Raw genomic sequence first — 20,501 nt, forward strand, 5'->3', positions numbered from 1 at the left:
CGTCTCAGCGGTGGCGTTGCTGCCAGGCCGCCGCCAGCCCGCTGAGGCAGATCACGGCGATGCCCACCTGGGTGATCAACGACGGCGCGTGGCCGAACAGCAACCAGCCCAGCAACCCGGCAAAGACAATCTGGCAATAACCGAAGGGCGCCAGCAGGGCCGGCGCCGCATGGCGAAAAGCCTGGGTCAGAAACAGGTGAGCACTCATGCCGCAAGCCCCCAGCGCCAGCATCAGCAAGCCATGGAGGAACCCGGGGGTCTGCCAGAAGAACGGCACCAGCGCACTCATCACCAGGGTGTTGCACAGCCCGGCGAAGAAGTTGCTGGTGGTGGGGCTGTCATGCTCGGCCAGCTTGCGGGTCAGCAGTTGATAGAAACAGAAAAACAGCGCCGAGCAGAACGGCAGCAACACCGCCGGCGTGAACAGCTCGCCCCCCGGATGAACGATGATCAGCACCCCGATGAAACCGCAAATCACCGCCAGCCATTGGCCGCGGGTCACCTGTTCGCCGAGCAAGGGCACCGACAACGCGGTGACCAGTACCGGGGCGAGAAAGTTGACCGCCGTGGCTTCGGCCAGGGGGATGAACAGCAACGCCGAGGTGAACAGCAGACTGGTGCTCAACAGACACAGAGCCCGGGCCAGTTGCAGCAGTGGGCGCTTGCTGCGCAGCACACGCAGGCCCGATTGCGGCAGGAAGATCCCGGCCATCAGCAAGGTATGGATCAGGTAACGGGCCCAGACCACCATGATCACCGGGAAGAACCCCGACAGGTATTTGGACAGGGCATCGTGGCTGGCGAACAGAAAGGTCGCCAGGACGATCAGCAGAATGCCCTTGAAGGGGTGATTGATCCCGGAAAGTGGCGTGCTGCGGGTCATGGGCATTCCTTGGGGTGATTGAAAACACAGCTTCGCGGTCCGCCAGCGCCTACCGGGTATTTGTAGGAGCCGGCTTGCCGGCGAAAGTCCTCCCGCCGACTCAGATCCTGGCCAGCAGCGCGCGAGTGGCTTCCAGCGCCATCTGCGCTCGCTGCAAGGCACTCACGCCCCGCTCCAGCAACTGCACCGTGGGTATTTCCAAGCTCAGGGGCAACTCCGACGGCAGACACTTGAGCAACCCCGCCAGATCACAATCGCCCTCCCCTGGAAAGCGCCGCTCGTTACGGGCCTGGCGCAGGATCTCCTGCATATCGGCCGGACAGGGCCCGGCGACATCGCACAACTGTGCATAACGCAGGCGCGCCGGATCAACCTTGGCCAGGTCCTCCAGGCGCGATCCCGAACGATCGAAGTGGAAGGCATCCACCAGCACACCGCCATTGTCACGGCCGGCGTTTTCCACCACCCGCACCGCCTGCTCCAGGTTGCGTGCATCGGTCCAGGGCATGAACTCCAGATGGGGATGCAGTCCGTACTGCTGCGCCAGATCGCACAAGGCGGCGAAGTTGTCGGTCATGCGCACCTCATCGGGATCATTGCCCGCCACCAGCAACTCGCTGGCGGCAAACTCGGCGCCCACTGCCAGCACGCCCTCGAAGTCCTTGATCCGGGTCTGCGGCTTGAGCCGCAGGATTTCCACATCCAGCACCCGCACCCCGGTATCACGTAACCGGGCCAGGGTCTGGCGGCGTAGATCGGCATCCGCCACCAAGGGAAAATGGTGCTCTTGCGGCGTCGCCGGCACCAGCCGCAGGCCAACGTGGCTGTAGCCGGCCTGGGCCGCCACCTCGACCATCTGCGGTGGGGAAAGCTCCAGCACGGTCAGGCTGGCCAGGGAGAAAATCCGCTCACTCATGCGTTCTTCACTCAATCAGGGTTGGGGTGCAGGCACGGCCGGTGGCGGCGGCCTCTCGAATCGCTTCAATCAGCGCCAGGGTGCGCGCGGCATCGGCGGCACTGACCAGAGGCTCGACTTCCCCCCGGGCCACTTGGACAAAGTGCTGCAACTGCAGGCGCAGGGCTTCGCCCGGGTCAAAGGCCTCCTGCTCCATCAGCAGAGGCTCATGCCAGCCGGCCCCGGCTTCGGCGTAGTGCCAGCGCTTGAGTTGGGGAATGCTCAAGGCGCCTGCGGTCCCGGCCAGCAGGTAACAGGGCTGGTCCGGCTGGCGCGGGTACACCGGGTTTTCCCCGGAATCCAGCTCCCAGCTCCAGGGCGCGGCCGCGGCGTCGGAACCGGTCAGGCTGCCCAGGGCGCCGTTGTCGAATTGCAGCAGCACCGCTGCGCAATCCTCGTTGGCGTAGCCGCGCACGCTGTTGCTGGTGATGGCCTGGACCTGGCGCACCTCGCCGCACAGGTGGCGCAGCAGGTCCAGGTCGTGGATCAGGTTGGTCAGCAACATGCCGGCCCCGGCCTCGCGGCGCCAGGGAATGTCGAAATAGTGCTCGGGCTTCTGCAATTGCCAGAGTGCGGTGACGTTGGTCAGGCGCCCCAGGGCGCCGCTGCGCAGCAGTTCATGGGCGCGGGCGATCAATGGGTTGTGCCGTCGATGATGACCCACCAGCACCGGGACCCCAGTGGTCCGCGTGGCCGCTACCAATTCGCGCACTTCATCCAGATGCACGCCCACCGGTTTTTCCAGCAGCACCGGCACGCCTGCGGCGAGGCAATCCTGGGCGGTGCTGACATGGAGGTTGTTAGGGTTGGCAACGATCACCGCATCCGGGCGGATTTCCCGGAGCAGGGTCTGGTGATCGGCAAAGTGCGGCACCTGCCATTGTGCGGCGACAGCCGCCGCCTGGGGGCCGGGATCGGCCACCGCGCAGAGGCAGGCCTCGGCCAGAGTCTTGAGGTGCTGATAGTGCTGCTGCCCCATATTGCCGACGCCGATCAGGGCGATGCGCAGTGGCGTGCTCAATGGAAGATCCTCTTGTGATTGTTATAGGGACACTGAATTTCAAATATTTAGAACTCAGTTCCACTTTCACACAAGAGGGATAAAAAATACCGTCCGATTATCGAACAGCTTTGTGCCGAGTCGAGGTCTACGTAGCCGCTGCCGCAGGCTGCGAACGGCTGTGAAACAGACGCGGCGGTATCAAGGCCACCACCGACCCAGCGGCAGGTCGCCAAGCAAGGCCCTGCGGCGTTACCTCAATTGAACAACTCGGACGCCTGGCTGGCGGCCGACAGTTCCTCGGCAAACTGCAACAGCAGCGGCGCCAGTTCGTGCAGCCGCGCCAGAGGCAGGCGTGCGCTGGGCCCGGCAACGCTGAGCACGCCCACGACCCGGCCATCAATGGGATGGCGCACCACCGCGGCGATCGCCGAGGTGCCCACGGCGGAGCTTTCTTCGACCCAGGCATAGCCCTGCTCCCGGGCCAGGCGCAGGCGCTCCAGCAGTTCGATGTTCGAGCGCGGAGCGTTGGGCCCCAGGTCCGTCGGGGGCTCGGCCGCCTGGCGCTCCACCAGGGACAGGGCCTCGGCTTCACTCAGGGTGGCCAGCCAGGCATGCCCGGAGGCGGTATAGAACAACGGTGCCTCACGGCCCATGTCCGGGTCGTAGCGCAAGCCGGAACGGGCGCCCTGGGACTTGGCGATCCAGGTCTGGCGCTCGCCTTCGATCACGCCCAGGCGCACCAGCTCGCCGGATTCGACCGCCAGGCGGTCCAGTACTGGCTGAACGATATCGGCGCCGCTGGCGGACAGGTAGCGAAAGCCCATGGCTACCAGCCGCGTGGACAGCTGGTAGCGCAGGTTGTCCGGGTTCTGCCGCACATAACCCAGGCGGATCAGCTCCGCCAGCAAGCGGTGGGTGGCGCTTTTGGGAATCTCCAGCTGCTCGGCCAGGGTCTGCAGCGGCAGCCCACGGGGATCAGCGGTAAGACGTTCGAGAACACTGAAGACGCGTTCGATTTGACTGCCAGCCATGGTCGGGTCCCGACAAAATTTGGCCGATTCTAGAGACAAGCGGCCGGTTGGGGAACCGGGCGACGGTGTTCGATTACCGCCCGGAATCGGCGCCGATCGAGTCTTGTACCCGGCACGGCGCCTTGTGGCAGGGTAGCCGAGCTCGTATATTTTTTGGAACCCGCTTCCATAAAACGCAAAATAACGGTTTGCCCGCCGCATCGATTTTCCGGGCATTTTCCGCCCGCCAATGCTGTCCAACCTTCAGCAACACCCCCGCAGCCCGGATTGTCACTCGCCCCTCAACCGGCTGTGCTCTTTTATCCACAGGGAGATTGCCCATGCCTCATACCCTTGACTGCCCCGTCCTCACCCACAGCGGCCTGCACATGCCCAAGCTCGGCCTGGGCACCTGGCCAATGCTCGACCAGGAATGCACCCGCGCCGTGGAACAGGCACTGGAACTGGGTTACCGGCATATCGACACCGCCCAGGCCTACAACAACGAAGAAGCGGTGGGCCAGGCCCTGGCCAACACTCCTGTGCCCCGGGAGCAGATCCACGTCACCACCAAGGTCTGGTGGGACCAGTTGCAACCCACCGCCATGCGCCACTCACTGGAGCGCAGCCTGAAAGCCCTGCAAACCGACTACATCGACCTGTTCCACATTCACTGGCCCACCAGCGACTGGGAACTAGAACGCAGCATCGAAACCCTGGTGTCGTTCAAGGAGCAGGGGCTGGTGAAACACATTGGCGTGGCCAACTTTCCTCTGGCCCTGCTGCGCCGAGTGATCGAAGGGCTGGGCGCTCCGCTGTCGGCGATCCAGGTGGAGTACCACGTGCTGCTGGGCCAGAGCGGCCTTCTGGACTACGCCCGCGAGCGCGACATGGTGTTGACCGCCTATACCCCGCTGGCGCGCAACAAGGTCTCAGAGGTGGCCGAAATCCAGCAGATCGCCGCCAAGCACGGCGTGCTGCCGACCCAGGTGGCCCTCAAGTGGCTGCTCGACCAGGACAATGTGGCAGCCATCCCCAAGGCCAGCAGCCGGGCCAACCAACTGGCCAACCTGGAGTCCCTGAAGATCCACCTGGACGATGCAGACCGGGCGCTGATCGCCGCCCTGCCCAAGGACCAGCGTCAGGTCAGCCCGGATTTCGCTCCGGTGTGGGACCACTTCGACCACTGAAACGAAACGCCCCCTGACACCGCAGCGTGGCGTCAGGGGGCGGATTCTCGAGCGCTGGCCATCCCTGGCTTGGCGATGCTTCAGAAATCGAAGAACACTGTCTCGCCTTCACCCTGGATGCGGATATCGAAACGGTAGGCACGCTGGCCATTGACCTCACAGGGATGGGCCAGCAGGGTTTCCCGACGTTGCGCCTGCTCGATCAGGTTCAACACCGGACACTGGGCGTTGGCCTCCGGCTCGTCGGCAAAGTACAGCCGGGTGTGCAGGTGGATATTGATCCCCCGGGCAAACAGCGACAGGTTGATGTGCGGCGCCATGGGCACGCCAGCTGCGTTGTTCACCACCCCGGGCTTGACCGTGTTGAGTGTCCATTCCCCGGCATCGAAGGTGGTGGCGGTGCGACCGAAGCAGTTGAACGGTTTCTCCGTATCGAACACCGGGTCGTAGACCCCGGCGTGGTCGGCCTGCCAGAACTCCAGGAATGAATCGCGCACCAGGTGGCCATTGCCATCGTAGACGTGGCCGATCAGCAGGATCCGCTCACCCGGCGCATCGGCCTTGGCCATCTGGTTCCAGATTTCCTCGGGGCGCGGCGGGTTTCCCGCGGCCGCCAGGGCCAGGCCGATATGCACATAGGGGCCGGCCGTTTGCGAGGGGGTTTCAGGCAGCAGTTGAACAGGCATGTCAGGCTCCTCAGCAGTTCTCGAAGTGGGTCTTGCGCTGGCCGCGCAGCACGATGTCGAAGCGGTAGGCCAGGCAATCCATGGGGTTGGCGCCGCCCATGTCCAGGCGCGCGATCAGGCTCTGTACCGCGTCCGGGTTGGCGATGGACTTGACGATCGGGCACAGCGGGATCAGCGGGTCGCCTTCGAAATACAGCTGGGTGATCAGGCGCGTGGCGATCGACGGGCCACTGATGGAGAAATGGATATGCGCCGGGCGCCAGTCATTGGGGCCGTTGCGCCATGGGTAGGGGCCGGGCTTGATGGTGCGGAAACTGTAGTAGCCATCACGGTCGGTGAGGGCCCGGCCGACGCCACCGAAGTTCGGGTCCAGGGGCGCCAGGTAGCGGTCGTTCTTGTGCCGGTAGCGGCCGCCGGCGTTGGCTTGCCACATTTCCACCAGGGTATGGGGAATGGGTTTGCCGTACTGATCGCAGACCCGCCCGGAAACGATGATCCGCTCGCCCACGGGCAAGCCACCGTTATTGAAGTTGAGCAGCAGGTCGTTGTCGAAACGCCCGGTGCGCAGGTGGGAAAAGTCCGGGCCTGTGGTTTCACTGACCGATTGTGGAATGCTCACCAGCGCCTGGCGCGGGGAACGAGTGACGGAGGTCTTGTAGTCGGGGGTCAGGGCCTTGGGGTGCCAATTACGGTCGCGAATCACGAAGCGACTGCTGTCTGCATCAGACATGTCGATCTCCTGTTGTTTGATTTATGGAGCGCAACCGGCGCAGTTTCAAACAAACCAGGAGCGGGGAAAATTGAAATGCCGCCCTCAATCAATAACCAAATGGTTATGGATAACTGCCCTCGCGATAGGCCAGCCCCACTTCCCGGAGCACCTCCACCGCCCATTGCGCCGCCAGGGACAAGGGCAGGCTGGCATTGCTGGAAATCCCCACCGAGCCACCGGGTTCGCGCAGGCCCAGGTCCAGCTCCCGCAGTTCACCATTGGCCAGGTCCAGGCGCACGGCATCCAGCGGCGCGATCCATAGCGCGTCGCTGGACAAGGTGTAGCGCCGGCTCAGGGCCACCGAGAGGGTTTCCAGGCGCTGCTGCGACGGGGCAATGCCGCACTGGATGAACAGGCTGTCGGCGTGCTTGCGAATGCTGGTGCCGGCCAGGGGCAGCACCAGGGGATAGGCGCTCACCGCGTCGCGGTCCAGAGGGCCGGTTGCCAGTGGATGCTGCGGACGGGCCACCAGGGTCATGGATTCGCTGTATAGGTGCTCGAAGCTCAGGCCGTGGATCTCCGGACTCTCGGTCATGCGCCCCACCACCAGGTCCAGGTCGCCGACCCGCAATTGCGACAGCAGGTAAGCACTGGGGCCGGTCAGCACACTCACGGTCAGCGCAGAATGGCGCTGATGCAGGCGCCGTATCACCTCCGGCAGCAGCAGGCTTTCCACCGTGGAAAGCACACCGATGCGCACCAGCCCGGCGGCGTACTCACCGCCGCGCAGGCTGCTGACACCTTCCCGCAGGGCCTGCACCGAAGGCCCGGCATAACGCAGGAAGGCCCGCCCGGCCTCGGTCAGGCTGAGGCCGGCCTTGCTCCTGGCAAACAGCCGGGTCTCCAGCAACGCTTCCAGTTCCTTGAGGGTTTTCGACATCGCCGGCTGGCTCACCGCCAGGACATCGGCCGCCCGGGCCAGGCTGCCCTGGCGGGCCATTTCAAGAAAACACACCAAGTGACGGAATTTGATGCGGGTATCGATGTTCAATAGGGAGCCCCGAATGCGCCTGGACCGGATCGATCCGTAACCGGGCCATGGTAGCGTGCAGAAAAATCCCTGACGACCGGACTGGCGCCGGTTCGAGCCACCAGCAACACTGACCAGCAGAAAAAACGAGGACACCCCCATGCTTTGGAAAAAAGGCCGGCGCAGCGACAACGTCGTGGACGCGCGAGATGACAGCAGCGCCGGCGGTGGCGGTGGCATGCGGTTCGGTGGAGGCAAGGGCTTGAGCCTGACGGCGATCGTACTGATCGTCGGCATCGGCTGGGCCACCGGCCAGGATCCGCTGCAGATCCTCGGGCAACTGCTGGGCCAGCAGAGCGGGCAGACTTCAGCGCCGGCCACCACCCAGGCACGCAAGGCACCACCGGCCAATGACGAACAGGCAGAGTTTGTCCGCGCCATCCTCGGTGACACCGAAGACACCTGGGGCCAGATCTTCCAGCAAGCCGGCCGCCAGTATCAGCCGCCCAAGCTGATCCTGTTCCGGGGCCGGGTCAATTCCGCCTGTGGCGCGGCCACTTCCGCCAGCGGGCCCTTCTACTGCCCCGCCGACCGCCAGGTGTACCTGGACATGGACTTCTTCCGGGAGATGGCCCAGCGCTTTTCCGCCGCCGGCGACTTCGCCCAGGCCTACGTGATTGCCCATGAAGTCGGGCACCACGTGCAGACCCTGCTCGGGGTCTCGGCAAAAATCCAGGCCGCGCGCCAGCAAGGCCAGCAGATGCAAGGCGATGGCGGCCTGCTGGTACGCCAGGAGCTGCAGGCCGACTGCTTTGCCGGGGTCTGGGCCTATCACGCACAGAAGCGCCTGAACTGGCTGGAACCCGGGGATGTGGAAGAAGCCCTGAACGCCGCCAATGCCATCGGTGACGACCGCCTGCAGCAGCAAGGCCAGGGCCGGGTGGTGCCGGACTCCTTCACCCACGGCACCTCGGCGCAGCGAGTGCGCTGGTTCAAGACCGGCTTCAGCCAGGGCCAGGTCAGCCAGTGCGATACCTTCAGCGCCAGGAGCCTGTAGATGCGCCGCTTGCTGGTCCTGCTGCTGTGCCTGGGTGGCTGCGGCGCCCAGGCGGCGGAACAGGGGGTCAAGGTCATCAGCCCGCAACGCCTGCCCCTGGAGGGCGGGCAACTGGCGCTGGGCCTGAGCCAGGATTGGCGCCAGCCGCTGCCGGGCGTAGAGCGGGCCCTGATCATCGTTCACGGCCGGCTGCGCAACGCCCAGACGTATCTGCACAGTGGGCAAAGCGCTGCCGGGCAGGCCGGGCAAAGCACAACAACCCTGGTGATCGCCCCGCAGTTTCTCAACCAGAGCGACATCGCCCACCATCAATTGCCAGACGCGCTACTGCGCTGGAAGGGCAATGGCTGGATGGCCGGCGAGCCTTCAGTTAGCCCGCAGGCCATCAGCTCCTATGCGGTGCTCGATGCCATCCTCCAGCGCCTGGAAGACCGCAAACGTTTTCCGGCACTCAAGGAAGTGGTGATCGCCGGTCACTCCGGCGGCGCCCAGGTGGTGCAGCGCTATGCGCTGAGCACCGGCAGCCACCCCGAGCTGGAAAAAGCCGGGATCGGCCTGCGCTACGTGATCGCCAATCCGTCGTCCTACGCCTACTTCGACGCATGGCGCCCGGTGGCATTCGAACCGGCCAGTTGCCCGGGCTTCAACAATTGGAAGTACGGCCTGAACCGGCTGCCGGCCTATGCCGGCGGCCATTCCCCGGCGCAGCTTGAACAGGGCTACGTTACACGCGACATCACCTATCTGCTGGGCCAGCAGGACACCGATCCCAACCATCCCGCCCTGGACAAGAGCTGCGCCGCCGAGACCCAGGGCGCGTACCGGTTGATTCGCGGGCACAACTACTTCGACTACCTGGTGCGGCGTCATCCGCAAGGCTTGCTGCAACGGCTGGTGGAGGTGCCCGGGGTCGGGCATGACGGTGACCGGATGTTCACCTCACCCGAGGGGCAGGCGGCAGTGTTCAAGTAAAGAAAGGCGCTGCCTGGAATGACGCTTTCGCCGGCAAGGCTCCGACGGGAGCCTTGCCGGCGAACAGAGCCCTCAGGCCGACAGCAGGTCGCGCAACTGCGCACAATCCCGGGCATGCCAGTCGGTCAGCTCCGGCCAGGGGTTGTCCGGCAGGTTGACCAGCACCGTACGGGTCCCGGCGGCCCGCCCGCAGTCCAGGTCGAAGCGGTAGTCCCCCACCATGACCATCCGTGACGGCGAGATATCCCAGGCTTCGGCCAGCTTCAGCAAACCGCCCGGATGGGGCTTGGGCGGTGCTTCGTCGCGGCCCAGCACGTCGGCCTCGGCAAAGCAGTCCGCCAGGCCGATGGCCTCCAGGGTCACATGGGCCAGCTCCCGCGCATTGCGGGTGAGGATGCCCAGGCGATAACCGCGCCCGGCCAGTTCCCGCACCAGTTCCACCGCACCCGGCGCCGGGCGCGAACCCTGGGCCAGGTCGCGCTCGTGTTCCAGCAGCCAGGCATGCTTGGCCGCGGATTCGTCCGCCGGCAAGGCCGCCAGGTGTGTGAGGATGTCATCCTCGGCAGGAATCGACAGCGCCTCGCGGATCGCCGCGAAATCATGCACAGCGATGGTCAGGGTGCCGTCCATGTCGAACACCCAATGTTTTATCTCTGAAAGACTCATGCCCAATCCTTGCGATGGCGGATCAACCCTTCCTGAGTCACCGAGGCCACCAACTGCCCGGCACGGTTGAACACGCTGCCCCGGGAGAAGCCCCGGGAGTTTCCGGCCCAGGGGCTGTCCATGGCATACAGCAGCCAGTCGTCAGCGCGTAGGTCGGCGTGAAACCACAGAGCGTGGTCGAGGCTGGCGACCTGCATGTCCTTCTGCCACACCGACTTGCCGTGGGGCAGCATCGAGGTGGTCAGCAGGCCGAAATCCGAAGCGTAGGCCAGCAGGTACTTGTGCAGCGCCGGACTGTCGGCCAGGGCGCCGTCGGCGCGGAACCAGACGTACTTCACCGGATCCATGGGCTGCGGGTTATAGGGGTCCTTCTCGGTCACCGGGCGCACTTCGATGGGCTTGGGGCACAGCAGTTTCTCGCGCATGTGCTCGGGAATCAGGTGCGCACGCTGGGTGGTGATCTCCAGCTCCGATGGCAGGTTTTCCGGCCCGACCACCTGGGGCATGCTGTTCTGGTGCTCGAAACCCTGTTCGTCGTACTGGAACGAGGCGCTGCAGGTGAAGATCGGATTGCCCTTCTGGATCGCCGTCACTCGCCGGGTGCTGAAGCTGCCACCGTCGCGCACCCGGTCCACCTGGTAGACCACCGGCAGCGCGGCATCCCCGGGGCGCAGGAAATAGCCGTGCATGGAGTGCACATGGCGCGCCTCCTCCACCGTCTGACTGGCCGCGGACAACGACTGGCCGAGCACCTGGCCGCCAAACAGCTGGCGAAAACCGAGGTCCTGGCTGCGACCGCGAAACAGGTTTTCCTCGATGGCTTCCAGGGTCAACAGATCGACCAGATCATCCAGCACATGACTCATTCAGACTCTCCTCACACAGAGCAAAACCGCGCAATCTCGGCTGCGGCGGTCAAATCAATTGGGGTCGCACCTCATCGGCACATTCTAAACGTGCGCGCTTGCTATCCATGCAAGGTTTCCAACCATTGTTCGCGGGTAATGCGGTACAGCACATGCTCGCGCAGCGGGTGATCGCCAGCGAGGTTCGGGTGTTCGAAGTCATCCTCGACGGCGTGATGCATACCAATGGCCTGCATGACCTTCTGCGACGGCAGATTGGTCCGGGTCGTGAACGCCACCACCTCCTCCAGCGCCAGACGATCGAAAGCGCAGCGCAGGGCGGTCCAGGCGGCCTCACTGGCGTAACCCAGGCCCCAGTGCTCGCGGGCCAGGCGCCAGCCGATTTCCACCGCCGGCGTGAAGGGCGCTTCGAAACCCACGACGCCCAGACCGGTAAAACCGATGAACTCACCGCTATCCTTACGCTCCAGGGCCCAGAGTCCGAAGCCATGTTCGGCGAAATGCCCACGCACCCGGCCGATCAGCGCCGCGCTTTCCAGACGGCTCAAGGGCGCCGGAAAGTAGCGCATGACCTGCGGATCGGCACACATCGCCGCAAATGCCGGCAAATCATCGTCGCGCCATTGACGCAGCAGCAGGCGCGCGCTTTCGAGTTGCAGTATCGGCTCCATCAGTGCCCTCCGTTTCCGTGGGTGCAAGTCTACATCGCTGGTAGGATCCTTCACGGGTTACTCTAAGAAAATGCCATGCCATTGCCATTGATCTATCACGACGACTACAGCCCCGAGTTCCCGGCGGAGCACCGCTTCCCCATGGACAAGTTCCGCCTGCTGCGCGATCACCTGGTGGACAGAGGCCTGACCCGCGACGCCGACCTGCTGCGCCCCGAGCTGTGCCCGGCAGAAATCCTCGCCCTGGCCCACGACCCGGCCTATATCGAACGCTACATGAGCGGCGAGTTGTCCCGGGAGGACCAGCGGCGCCTTGGCCTGCCCTGGAGCGAAGCCTTGGCCCGGCGCACGGTGCGTGCGGTCGGCGGCTCCTTGCTGGCCGCCGAACAGGCACTGGAACATGGCCTGGCCTGCCACCTGGCCGGCGGCACCCACCACGCCCACTATGACTACCCGGCGGGGTTCTGCATCTTCAACGACCTGGCGGTGATCAGCCATTACCTGCTGGAAAGCGGGCGCGTGGGCCGGGTGCTGATATTCGACTGCGATGTGCACCAGGGCGATGGCACCGCGCGAATCCTGCAACATACCGCCGACGCGGTGACCGTCTCGTTGCACTGTGAAAAGAACTTCCCCGCGCGCAAGGCCCAGAGCGACTGGGATATCCCGCTGCCCATGGGCATGGGCGACGCCGACTACCTGAACGTGGTGGACGACACCCTCAACTACCTGCTGCCCCTGTACCAGCCGGACCTGGTGTTGTACGACGCCGGGGTCGACGTGCATCAGGACGACGCCCTGGGCTACCTCAAACTCACCGATGCCGGCGTGGCCGAACGCGACGAACGGGTCATGCGCCATTGCCTGGGCCGCGACATCCCGGTGGTCGGCGTGATCGGCGGCGGCTACAGCAAGGACCGCCAGGCCCTGGCCCGGCGCCACGGCATTCTTCACCACAGTGCCCAGAAGGTCTGGGAATCGTCAGGGTGCTACTGACATCCGCAGGCCTTACCCACATCCACTGTGGAACCGCTTGTGGATAAGCTGGGAGAAAGCCTCTGCAGCCCTTGTCCCACGGGGCCTCAAGGCCATCGCCTGTTTTTTGATCAGTGACATCAGACGGTCATACAGTTGTGAGCGTCTTACCCCCAATCCCTGTGGAGCCGCCTGTGGATAACCTGCGTGAAAGGCGCTAGGCCCCTTGCTCTGCAAGGCCTGCAGAGCGGTGCCTGTTTTTTGATCAGGGCGCAGACCCGCCTCCCTGGCGTTTTTCACAGACCTGGACCGGCTTCAAGGGGGATGGAGAGTATTGAATGACAACATCAGCAGTGGCTGGAGTTTCTCAAGAAGATCAATCGAGAAACGCCCAAGCATCTCCAACTACACTTGATCGCCGACAAGCACGCCCCCCACAGAAAAGTTACCCAGATATAAAAACTACCTTTCCATAACACCACAGTTTATTGAAAACAGTGATGATCAAAACCGACGAATACAACCTCGCCTTAAACCCTGAAATTACTATCTTCGGGTAGAGCTCAAGTAGTTGGTTATTAGCTGGAAAACATGGATGAAGTGCTGCTCAAGCAAAGAGCCCGCAACGAACTCACACAGAAAACTGTTGGCAGTGCTATATCATTTTTTCAATTTCCACCATCAGTTCAAGATAACATTGCGACCGGACTGTCAGCACTCACTTGAAACAGGCTCATAACTATGCGGTTCTTAATAACTGGCGGTGCAGGGTATATCGGCTCACACACGGTGCTCGAATTGCTTCAGGCCGGCCATGAGGCGGTGGTTCTGGATAACCTGTGCAATAGCTCCATGCTCTCGCTACAGCGCGTGCAACAAATAACCGGTGTCGCCCCTGTATTTGTTCAAGGTGATGTTTGCGACCGCGCCATCCTTGACCGTATTTTCAGCCAGCACGAGATCGATGGGGTATTGCACTTCGCGGGCCTGAAAGCCGTCGGAGAGAGCGTAAAACAGCCTTTGCCCTACTATCAGAATAACGTCAGTGGCAGCATCACCTTGTGCCAGGCCATGGCCAGCGCAGGCGTCTACCGCCTGGTGTTCAGTTCCTCTGCCACAGTGTATGGCGACCCGGTGCAGATACCGCTGGTCGAAAGCAGCCCGCTGGGAACACCTACCAACGCCTATGGCACCTCCAAGTTGATGGTAGAGAAGATACTGCAGGATATGGCAGCCGCCGATCCACGCTGGTCAGTCGCCCTGTTGCGCTACTTCAATCCGGTGGGCGCACATCAGAGTGGACTGATGGGCGAAGACCCAAACGGCCTGCCGGAAAACCTATTGCCCTACATAAGCCGTGTCGCTGTGGGAAAGCTCGAAAGACTTTCCATCTATGGCAACGACTATCCGACCCCCGACGGCACCGGTGTGCGTGACTACATTCATGTAGTTGATCTTGCCAAAGGGCACATAGCAGCCGTGAACTACATTTCCCAGCACACCGGTATAAATGCCTGGAACCTCGGGACTGGGGTGGGTTACTCAGTACTGGAAATGATCCGGGCATTCGAGGATGCCTCTGGCTGCACCATTCCCTACACCCTCTCCCCACGCCGTCAGGGCGACATTGCGCAATGCTGGTCGGATCCGTCCAAGGCACTGCACGACCTGGGCTGGAAGGCAGAACGCGGTTTGAAGGAGATGATGGAGGATACGTGGCGTTGGCAGTCGAATAACCCGGATGGGTACAGGTCGTTTGAATGAAGACGGCACTGGCCGGCAACTCATCCAGCAGGCGCTGTTCCCGAGCATTGCTTACAATAACCGCCCCTTCCATTTTCTAGGCTTTTTGATGTCCCCCACCCTTACTTCCCGCGTCGCGATTATCGGCGGCGGCCCCGCCGGCCTGATGGCCGCCGAGGTACTGAGCCAGGCCGGGGTTCAGGTCGACTTGTACGACGGCATGCCATCGGTGGGCCGAAAATTCCTCCTGGCTGGGGTCGGTGGCATGAATATCACCCACTCCGAAGCCTATCCGGCCTTCCTCTCGCGCTACGCCGAGCGTGCGCCGCACATCGCCCCGCTGCTGCGCGAGTTCGGTGCCGAGGCGCTGTGCCAATGGATTCATGGCCTGGGTATCCAGACGTTTGTCGGCAGCTCCGGCCGGGTGTTTCCTACCGACATGAAGGCTGCGCCGCTGCTGCGCGCCTGGCTCAAGCGCCTGCGCGATGCCGGAGTCGTTATCCACACTCGGCACCGCTGGCTGGGCTGGAATGCCGACGGCAGCCTGCGCATCCGGCATGCCGAGGGTGAAAGTGCGGTACGGGCGGATGGGGTCCTGCTGGCATTGGGCGGCGGCAGTTGGGCACGCCTGGGTTCCGACGGGGCTTGGCTGCCCCTGCTGGAACAGCGCGGTGTACAGCTCGCACCCTTGCAACCGAGCAATTGCGGTTTTGAGGTCAGCGCCTGGAGCGAGCTGCTGCGCAGCAAATTCGCCGGCGCGCCGCTGAAGAACGTGGCCATCGGCCTTGATGACGACGCACCACGGCTGGGTGAATGCGTGATCACCGCCAGCGGCATCGAGGGCAGCCTGATCTATGCCTTGTCGGCGCCGATTCGCGAATCCATCAACCGGCACGGGCAGGCGACGATCCATATCGACCTGCTACCGAACAAGCCCCTGGACAAGGTCCAGGCCGCCCTTTCCAAGCCACGCGGCTCGCGGTCCATGGCCAAGCACTTGCAGAGCCAGTTGGGGATCGAGGGGGTGAAGGCGGCGTTGCTGCGGGAGCTGACCCCGGCAGAGAGCTTCAACGATCCGGCGCTCCTGGCGGCAGCCATCAAGGCCCTGCCGTTGACGCTGGTCAGGCCCCGGCCGCTGGACGAAGCCATCAGCAGCACCGGCGGCGTAATGTTTGAAGCCCTGGACGACGACCTGATGCTCCGACAGTTGCCTGGAGTGTTTTGCGCAGGGGAAATGCTCGACTGGGAAGCGCCGACCGGCGGCTACCTGCTGACCGCCTGCTTTGCCAGCGGGCGCCAGGCGGGGCTAGGGATGCTGAAGTGGTTGCGGCGCCAGCCATAAACAGCTTCGCCGGCAAGTCGGCGCCTACGAAAGGGTAGGAGCCGGCTTGCCGGCAAAGGGCCCGGCGCGATGTCAGATCAAGGCTTGCGCTTGCGCGGCCCGGTGTTGAACGCCGGCACCTTGCGCACCGGTTTCACCGCCGGAGCTTCGGCCACTTCGCCACTGTCCACCCACTTGCCCAGGTTGCGCTTGCCGCCACCGCCGGAGGTTTTCGGCTTCTTGGGCTTCTTCGGCTTTTTCACCACCTGGCCACTGGCGTCGGTTTCCGGCACCCGGTGCTCGGGTTCGAAATCCTGTTCCTCATGGCGCTTGAGGGTCTGGCGGGTGAGCATCTCGATCGCCGAGAGCAGGTTCACCTCGTCGGCGCATACCAGGGAAATCGCCTCGCCGGTGGAACCGGCACGGCCGGTACGACCGATGCGGTGGATGTAGTCCTCGGCCACGATCGGCAGGTCGAAGTTGACCACCAGGGGCAGGTCTTCGATGTCCAGGCCGCGGGCCGCCACATCGGTGGCCACCAGGATCTGGATCTCACTGGCCTTGAACCGGTCCAGGGCGCGCTGACGCGTGGCCTGTGGCTTGTCGCCATGGATGCCGTCGGCATTCACGCCCTGGCCCTGGAGTTTCTCCACCAGCGCATCCACACCGTTGCGGGTCTTGGCGAACACCAGCACCTGCTTCCAGCGATTCTTGCGCAGCAGGTGGCTGAACAGCTCCGGCTTGCGCTTCTTGTCCACCGGCACCACCCATTGCTTGACCGTATTGGCAGCCACGTTGCGCGGGCTGACCTCGATGCTCAGCGGATCGTTGAGCATCTGCCCGGCCAGCTGGCGGATGGCGTCGGAGAAGGTGGCGGAGAACAACAGGGTCTGGCGTTTCTTCGGCAGGGCCGCGTAGATGCTCTTGAGCTCTTCGGAGAATCCCAGGTCGAGCATGCGATCGGCCTCATCCAGCACCAGGGTCTGCAACTGGCTGAACTTCACCGCATTCTGACGGAACAGGTCCAGCAGACGCCCCGGAGTCGCCACCAGCAGGTCCACGCCTTTGCGCAGCTTCATCATTTGCGGGTTGATGCTGACCCCGCCGTACACCGCATAGGTGCGCAGCGGCAGGTGTTCGGCGTACTGGCGCACGCTTTCGTGGACCTGCTCGGCCAGTTCCCGGGTCGGCACCAGGATCAGCGCGCGTACCGAGTTGCTATCGACTTTCGGCCCTTCCAGGGTCAGCAACTGCAACAGCGGTAGAGCGAAACCGGCGGTCTTGCCGGTGCCGGTCTGGGCCGCGGCCATCAGGTCACGCCCGCCCAGCACTGCCGGAATGGCTTGCGCCTGCACCGGGGTCGGGGTCTGGTAGCCGAGGGTTTCGAGGGCGCGCAGCAGGGGTTCGATCAGGCCAAGAGTGGCGAATGTCATGGGGGTACCGTAGGAAAAAGTCAGCACAGGGACGCAATGGGCGGCAGTTTACCCTAATTCAGGGGCTCGCTCCCGGGCCGCCCCAGGCCTGCCAAGCCCGCCCCGGTGAGTGTATGCTCGCCCCACTGTTTGCCACGGGTCGCGCACAAGGGCAGCGCAACACCCGAGCTGGCACTCAACCGCCCCTTTGCCCTTCCCAAGGAGCCTCACCGCGCATGGACAACCAAAACCCCTTCCAGGCCCCTGCCGCCGAACTCCTGGCCAGCAAGCCAACCGATCAGAGCCTGTGCCTCTACAGCGTGGCGGCCATTGGCCTGAGCACCTTCATCGGCACCTCCGTGGCCGGCGCCTATTTCATCAGCCAGAACCTCAAGGCCATGGGCCGCGAGAGCGAAGTGAACAAAGTCTGGGCCATGGGCATCGGCCTTTTCATTGCCATGAGCGTGGCAGGCTTTTTTCTTCCGGAAAGTATCCCTGCGGTGGTGTTCATCCTGCCGCCGATCTACGGGATGAACGCCTACGCACGCCAACTGTTCGGCCCCCAGGTGATAGAGCACAAGGCCGGCAACGGGCGCTTCTTCTCGCTATGGCGAGTGGCGGGAATCAGCCTGCTGTTTTCCCTGGCCCTGGCGGCAGTGTTATTCGCCCTCGTCCTGCTGAGCGGGTTCGAGTAAGGCCCCCTGGCGGCCCTTTCGGCCGCCACAAGCCCCCACCGGGCAGCCTCTTGCGGCCTGGCTCAATGGAGTGAGCGATGCGCAATCTTGTCCTGTACACCTCAATGCTAGTGGGGCTTTGCCTGCCACACGCCTATGCAGCTGAATCCATCGGCTTTCGTGAAATCCAGCTAGGGGATTCCAGCCACAACCGTGAGCTGCATGTCGTCCTCTGGTACCCCACCGAGGACGGGGCAACGCCTGCCACCTCCTCGGAAAATCCGGTTTTCCAGGGGGTGCCGGCGATCAAGGATGCCCACCCCACCTCCCGCGCCCATCCATTGGTGGTGCTGTCCCATGGCTATGGCGGCAACTGGCGCAACCTCAGTTGGCTGGTACCGTCACTGGTCAGCCAGGGCTATATAGTGGCGGCACCTGATCATCCGGGCACCAGCACCTTCGACAAGCGCCCGGTGCAAGCCGCAAGGCTCTGGGAGCGGCCGCGGGACCTGAGCCGGGTCATCGACGCCCTCCGCGCAGACCAGTCCCTGGCAGGCGCGGTCGAGCCGCAGCGCATCGCCGCCATCGGCCATTCGCTGGGCGGCTGGACGGTCACCGCATTGGCCGGCGCCCGCTATAGCCCGCAACGCTTCCTTGAGGAATGTCGGCTGCATCCCAACCCGCGTCTGTGCGGGCTGGCTCCGGAACTGGGGATCGCGCCGCAAAACCAGGACTCTCTGGGCACCGACCTGCGGGACCCGCGAGTCAAGGCGGTCGTCTCCCTGGACCCGGGGCTGGTCCGTGGGTTCACCCCGCAAAGCTTGTCAGCGGTGCAAACGCCGACCCTGATCCTGGGAGCAGGAGTCGATATTGCCAGCATGCCGGTGGAGCAGGAGTCGGGCTACCTGGAAACCCACCTGCCGTCGGCCACCTCCAGCCTGCTGGTGATCGCCGATGCCAGCCATTTCAGCTTCATGCAAATCTGCAAGCCAGGCGCCACGGCCCTGCTCCGGGAAGAGAACCCCGAGGATGAAATCATCTGCCGGGACGGCGGCCAGCGCAGCCGCGAAGCGATTCACCAGCAAGCGAGCCAGGTCATCGGCGACTTTCTCCAACGGAGCCTGGCCGGCCTGCCACCGGGACAGTGATCAGGCCGCCTCTTCCTGGGCCGCGGCCTTGGGCTTGCGCCATTGGGGCAGGCCGATCAGCACTACGGCACTGATGATCACCAGCATGGCCATGGCCTCCTCGATGCCAATGGTTTCGCCGACGAAGACGATGCCCAGCAGCACCGCCACCGCCGGGTTGACATAGGCGTAGCTGGTGGCCGCGGCTGGGCGCACGTGCTTGAGCAGGTACATGTAGGCGTTGAAGGCGATGATCGAACCGAAACCGGCCAGGTAGGCCAGGGCCAGCCAGCCTTCCATCGGAGGCAGGGTGTCCAGATGCTCACCGCTCAGGGCACTGCCGATCATCAGCACCACGCCACCGACAAGCATTTCCGCGGCACTGGCCATGGCGCCCTGGGGCAGCGGCAGATGCTTGCTCCATACCGAGCCGAAGGCCCAGGCCGCCGCAGCGAACAGCAGCAAGGCGGCGCCCATCGGGCTCGACTGCAGGTTGGACCCCAGGTTGAGCATGCCGATGCCAATCATCCCGAGGACGATCCCGGCCCACTCCAGGCGCGTGTTGCGTGCACCCCAGAAATACCCGCAGAGCAAGGTGAACAAAGGCACCGTGGCCACCGCCAGCGCCGCGACGCCGGAGGTCACCCCGGAGTGTTCGGCCAGCGTTACCGCGCCATTGCCACAGCTCAACAGCAGCACACCGATGATCCCTGCGGCCTTCCATTGCGCCCAGGTCGGCGCCGGCACCCCGCGCCAGCGCAGAAAGGCGTACATCAGGCTACCGGCGATGATGAAGCGAATGCCGCCGAGCATCAGTGGCGGCCAGTATTCGACACCGATACGAATCACCAGGTACGTCGAGCCCCAGATCACGTAGAGGGCAAAAAAGGCAGCGATCAACGGCAGCGGAAAACGGCTTTGGCCAGGCATGGGAGGCGGCTCTGAGGCAGGCAGGGGGAGGTCTATTCTAGAAACTCGGCCCAGGGAACTTAAGTTACAAAACCTGTTTATAACGCCCGTACACTTTCCAAAAGATGGAGATAAGGGCTATATACCGTGCTTTCGAAAGCTGGATAGATCGAGAGCCTTCCATGGACAAGTACGACCGCATGCTCCTGGCCAGCCTGCTGGAAAATGGCCGGGCGAGTTACGCCGAGCTGGCACGCAAGGTGAATCTCTCGGCACCGGCGGTGGCCGAGCGCGTGGCCAAGCTGGAGGCCAGCGGAGTGATCACCGGCTACCAGGCCAAAGTCGACATGGCCAAGGTCGGCTTGCCGATCCAGTGCGTGATCGAACTGCGCCTGGCCCAGCACGGCAACCAGAAGGCCTATGACGAACTGATCAAGATTCCCCAGCTCACCGAGTGCCACCGGGTCACCGGCGACCCTTGCGTGATCATGCAGGCCGCAGTGGGATCGATGCCGGAGCTGGAGGAGTTGATCAACCGCGTGGCCCAGTTCGGTTTCAGCAAGACCTCCATCGTGCTCTCCAGTGCCATTGAACGGCGCGTGCCCCTGGGGCAACTGGAAAGCAAATGAACCTCGGGAC

The 20,501-nt window shown here is 63.8% G+C and carries 21 protein-coding genes; 9 read left to right on the plus strand and 12 right to left on the minus strand.

Annotation, left to right across the window (positions count from 1 at the left end; translation table 11 throughout):
• Positions 1–4: 4 nt before the first annotated feature.
• The 4 genes from AC1RGE_RS29055 to AC1RGE_RS29070 form a co-directional block, all read right to left on the minus strand.
• Positions 5–883 carry a DMT family transporter gene (locus AC1RGE_RS29055; protein WP_011063610.1) on the minus strand — a complete coding sequence of 293 codons (879 nt, stop codon included), beginning with the start codon at positions 881–883 and terminating at the stop codon, positions 5–7.
• A 100-nt stretch (positions 884–983) separates the two neighbouring features.
• Positions 984–1,799, minus strand: coding sequence for a sugar phosphate isomerase/epimerase family protein (locus tag AC1RGE_RS29060; protein ID WP_492585475.1), 816 nt, complete (start codon positions 1,797–1,799; stop codon positions 984–986).
• A 7-nt stretch (positions 1,800–1,806) separates the two neighbouring features.
• A complete protein-coding gene (locus tag AC1RGE_RS29065) occupies positions 1,807–2,859 on the minus strand; it encodes a Gfo/Idh/MocA family protein (protein ID WP_492585477.1) in 1,053 nt (350 codons plus the stop codon).
• Positions 2,860–3,095: 236 nt separating this feature from the next.
• Entirely contained in the window at positions 3,096–3,872 is a 777-nt protein-coding gene (locus tag AC1RGE_RS29070) for an IclR family transcriptional regulator (protein WP_492585479.1), read from the minus strand.
• 320 nt (positions 3,873–4,192) lie between these two features.
• Between AC1RGE_RS29070 and AC1RGE_RS29075 the strand changes: the two genes are divergently transcribed.
• Positions 4,193–5,041 carry an aldo/keto reductase gene (locus tag AC1RGE_RS29075; protein WP_065363636.1) on the plus strand — a complete coding sequence of 283 codons (849 nt, stop codon included), beginning with the start codon at positions 4,193–4,195 and terminating at the stop codon, positions 5,039–5,041.
• 80 nt (positions 5,042–5,121) lie between these two features.
• On the opposite strand, the gene pcaG is transcribed toward AC1RGE_RS29075, so the two are convergent.
• From pcaG to pcaQ, 3 genes are all read right to left on the minus strand, one after another.
• Positions 5,122–5,727, minus strand: a complete 606-nt coding sequence (gene pcaG, locus AC1RGE_RS29080) for a protocatechuate 3,4-dioxygenase subunit alpha (RefSeq protein ID WP_123431472.1) — start codon at positions 5,725–5,727, stop codon at positions 5,122–5,124.
• Between the two features lie 10 nt (positions 5,728–5,737).
• Entirely contained in the window at positions 5,738–6,457 is a 720-nt protein-coding gene (gene pcaH, locus AC1RGE_RS29085; protein ID WP_011063616.1) for a protocatechuate 3,4-dioxygenase subunit beta, read from the minus strand.
• Between the two features lie 103 nt (positions 6,458–6,560).
• Entirely contained in the window at positions 6,561–7,490 is a 930-nt protein-coding gene (gene pcaQ / locus AC1RGE_RS29090) for a pca operon transcription factor PcaQ (protein ID WP_077934826.1), read from the minus strand.
• Positions 7,491–7,629: 139 nt separating this feature from the next.
• On the opposite strand from pcaQ, the gene ypfJ reads away from it, so the two are divergent.
• On the plus strand, positions 7,630–8,526 hold the full coding sequence (gene ypfJ / locus AC1RGE_RS29095; protein ID WP_011063618.1) for a KPN_02809 family neutral zinc metallopeptidase: 897 nt from the start codon (positions 7,630–7,632) through the stop codon (positions 8,524–8,526).
• Positions 8,527–9,498: an alpha/beta hydrolase gene (locus AC1RGE_RS29100; RefSeq protein WP_492585481.1), complete on the plus strand. Its 972-nt coding sequence runs from the start codon at positions 8,527–8,529 to the stop codon at positions 9,496–9,498.
• 72 nt (positions 9,499–9,570) lie between these two features.
• Here the strand turns inward: AC1RGE_RS29100 and AC1RGE_RS29105 are convergent, their stop codons facing one another.
• From AC1RGE_RS29105 to AC1RGE_RS29115, 3 genes are all read right to left on the minus strand, one after another.
• Positions 9,571–10,164: an HAD family hydrolase gene (locus AC1RGE_RS29105; protein WP_015637140.1), complete on the minus strand. Its 594-nt coding sequence runs from the start codon at positions 10,162–10,164 to the stop codon at positions 9,571–9,573.
• The gene (tesB, locus tag AC1RGE_RS29110) at positions 10,161–11,030 is read right to left on the minus strand and encodes an acyl-CoA thioesterase II (RefSeq protein ID WP_011063621.1); all 870 of its coding nucleotides are present in this window, start codon (positions 11,028–11,030) and stop codon (positions 10,161–10,163) included. The genes AC1RGE_RS29105 and tesB overlap by 4 nt, the downstream gene beginning before the upstream one ends.
• Before the next feature lie 101 nt (positions 11,031–11,131).
• Positions 11,132–11,701: a GNAT family N-acetyltransferase gene (locus AC1RGE_RS29115; RefSeq protein WP_011063622.1), complete on the minus strand. Its 570-nt coding sequence runs from the start codon at positions 11,699–11,701 to the stop codon at positions 11,132–11,134.
• A gap of 75 nt (positions 11,702–11,776) precedes the next feature.
• On the opposite strand from AC1RGE_RS29115, the gene AC1RGE_RS29120 reads away from it, so the two are divergent.
• From AC1RGE_RS29120 to AC1RGE_RS29130, 3 genes are all read left to right on the plus strand, one after another.
• On the plus strand, positions 11,777–12,697 hold the full coding sequence (locus AC1RGE_RS29120; RefSeq protein ID WP_492585483.1) for a histone deacetylase family protein: 921 nt from the start codon (positions 11,777–11,779) through the stop codon (positions 12,695–12,697).
• Positions 12,698–13,417: 720 nt separating this feature from the next.
• Entirely contained in the window at positions 13,418–14,440 is a 1,023-nt protein-coding gene (gene galE, locus AC1RGE_RS29125; RefSeq protein WP_072444947.1) for a UDP-glucose 4-epimerase GalE, read from the plus strand.
• An 88-nt stretch (positions 14,441–14,528) separates the two neighbouring features.
• Positions 14,529–15,761, plus strand: a complete 1,233-nt coding sequence (locus tag AC1RGE_RS29130; protein ID WP_492585485.1) for a TIGR03862 family flavoprotein — start codon at positions 14,529–14,531, stop codon at positions 15,759–15,761.
• Between the two features lie 77 nt (positions 15,762–15,838).
• Here AC1RGE_RS29130 and rhlE1 read toward each other — a convergent pair whose 3' ends face one another.
• The gene (gene rhlE1 / locus AC1RGE_RS29135; RefSeq protein WP_011063626.1) at positions 15,839–17,173 is read right to left on the minus strand and encodes an RNA helicase RhlE1; all 1,335 of its coding nucleotides are present in this window, start codon (positions 17,171–17,173) and stop codon (positions 15,839–15,841) included.
• Between the two features lie 215 nt (positions 17,174–17,388).
• Here rhlE1 and AC1RGE_RS29140 point away from each other — a divergent pair, with 215 nt between their 5' ends.
• A complete protein-coding gene (locus AC1RGE_RS29140) occupies positions 17,389–17,847 on the plus strand; it encodes a hypothetical protein (protein ID WP_041119988.1) in 459 nt (152 codons plus the stop codon).
• A 77-nt stretch (positions 17,848–17,924) separates the two neighbouring features.
• Positions 17,925–18,974, plus strand: a complete 1,050-nt coding sequence (locus AC1RGE_RS29145) for an alpha/beta hydrolase family protein (RefSeq protein ID WP_492585487.1) — start codon at positions 17,925–17,927, stop codon at positions 18,972–18,974.
• On the opposite strand, the gene yedA is transcribed toward AC1RGE_RS29145, so the two are convergent.
• Positions 18,975–19,883, minus strand: a complete 909-nt coding sequence (gene yedA / locus AC1RGE_RS29150; protein ID WP_011063629.1) for a drug/metabolite exporter YedA — start codon at positions 19,881–19,883, stop codon at positions 18,975–18,977.
• 161 nt (positions 19,884–20,044) lie between these two features.
• Between yedA and AC1RGE_RS29155 the strand changes: the two genes are divergently transcribed.
• Positions 20,045–20,491 (plus strand): Lrp/AsnC family transcriptional regulator, encoded by a 447-nt coding sequence (locus AC1RGE_RS29155; RefSeq protein ID WP_011063630.1) that lies wholly within the window; start codon positions 20,045–20,047, stop codon positions 20,489–20,491.
• The last annotated feature ends 10 nt before the right edge of the window (positions 20,492–20,501 follow it).

It is taken from the genome of Pseudomonas sp. GW823-FHT02C05, from assembly GCF_058797595.1.

Coding starts and splice junctions, on each gene's coding strand:
- AC1RGE_RS29055 (WP_011063610.1), bottom strand. CDS start 883: ATGACCCGCAGCACGCCACTTTCCGGGATCAATCACCCCTTCAAGGGC.
- AC1RGE_RS29060 (WP_492585475.1), bottom strand. CDS start 1,799: ATGAGTGAGCGGATTTTCTCCCTGGCCAGCCTGACCGTGCTGGAGCTT.
- AC1RGE_RS29070 (WP_492585479.1), bottom strand. CDS start 3,872: ATGGCTGGCAGTCAAATCGAACGCGTCTTCAGTGTTCTCGAACGTCTT.
- AC1RGE_RS29075 (WP_065363636.1), top strand. CDS start 4,193: ATGCCTCATACCCTTGACTGCCCCGTCCTCACCCACAGCGGCCTGCAC.
- pcaG (WP_123431472.1), bottom strand. CDS start 5,727: ATGCCTGTTCAACTGCTGCCTGAAACCCCCTCGCAAACGGCCGGCCCC.
- pcaH (WP_011063616.1), bottom strand. CDS start 6,457: ATGTCTGATGCAGACAGCAGTCGCTTCGTGATTCGCGACCGTAATTGG.
- ypfJ (WP_011063618.1), top strand. CDS start 7,630: ATGCTTTGGAAAAAAGGCCGGCGCAGCGACAACGTCGTGGACGCGCGA.
- AC1RGE_RS29100 (WP_492585481.1), top strand. CDS start 8,527: ATGCGCCGCTTGCTGGTCCTGCTGCTGTGCCTGGGTGGCTGCGGCGCC.
- AC1RGE_RS29105 (WP_015637140.1), bottom strand. CDS start 10,164: ATGAGTCTTTCAGAGATAAAACATTGGGTGTTCGACATGGACGGCACC.
- tesB (WP_011063621.1), bottom strand. CDS start 11,030: ATGAGTCATGTGCTGGATGATCTGGTCGATCTGTTGACCCTGGAAGCC.
- AC1RGE_RS29115 (WP_011063622.1), bottom strand. CDS start 11,701: ATGGAGCCGATACTGCAACTCGAAAGCGCGCGCCTGCTGCTGCGTCAA.
- AC1RGE_RS29120 (WP_492585483.1), top strand. CDS start 11,777: ATGCCATTGCCATTGATCTATCACGACGACTACAGCCCCGAGTTCCCG.
- galE (WP_072444947.1), top strand. CDS start 13,418: ATGCGGTTCTTAATAACTGGCGGTGCAGGGTATATCGGCTCACACACG.
- AC1RGE_RS29130 (WP_492585485.1), top strand. CDS start 14,529: ATGTCCCCCACCCTTACTTCCCGCGTCGCGATTATCGGCGGCGGCCCC.
- rhlE1 (WP_011063626.1), bottom strand. CDS start 17,173: ATGACATTCGCCACTCTTGGCCTGATCGAACCCCTGCTGCGCGCCCTC.
- AC1RGE_RS29140 (WP_041119988.1), top strand. CDS start 17,389: ATGGACAACCAAAACCCCTTCCAGGCCCCTGCCGCCGAACTCCTGGCC.
- AC1RGE_RS29145 (WP_492585487.1), top strand. CDS start 17,925: ATGCGCAATCTTGTCCTGTACACCTCAATGCTAGTGGGGCTTTGCCTG.
- yedA (WP_011063629.1), bottom strand. CDS start 19,883: ATGCCTGGCCAAAGCCGTTTTCCGCTGCCGTTGATCGCTGCCTTTTTT.
- AC1RGE_RS29155 (WP_011063630.1), top strand. CDS start 20,045: ATGGACAAGTACGACCGCATGCTCCTGGCCAGCCTGCTGGAAAATGGC.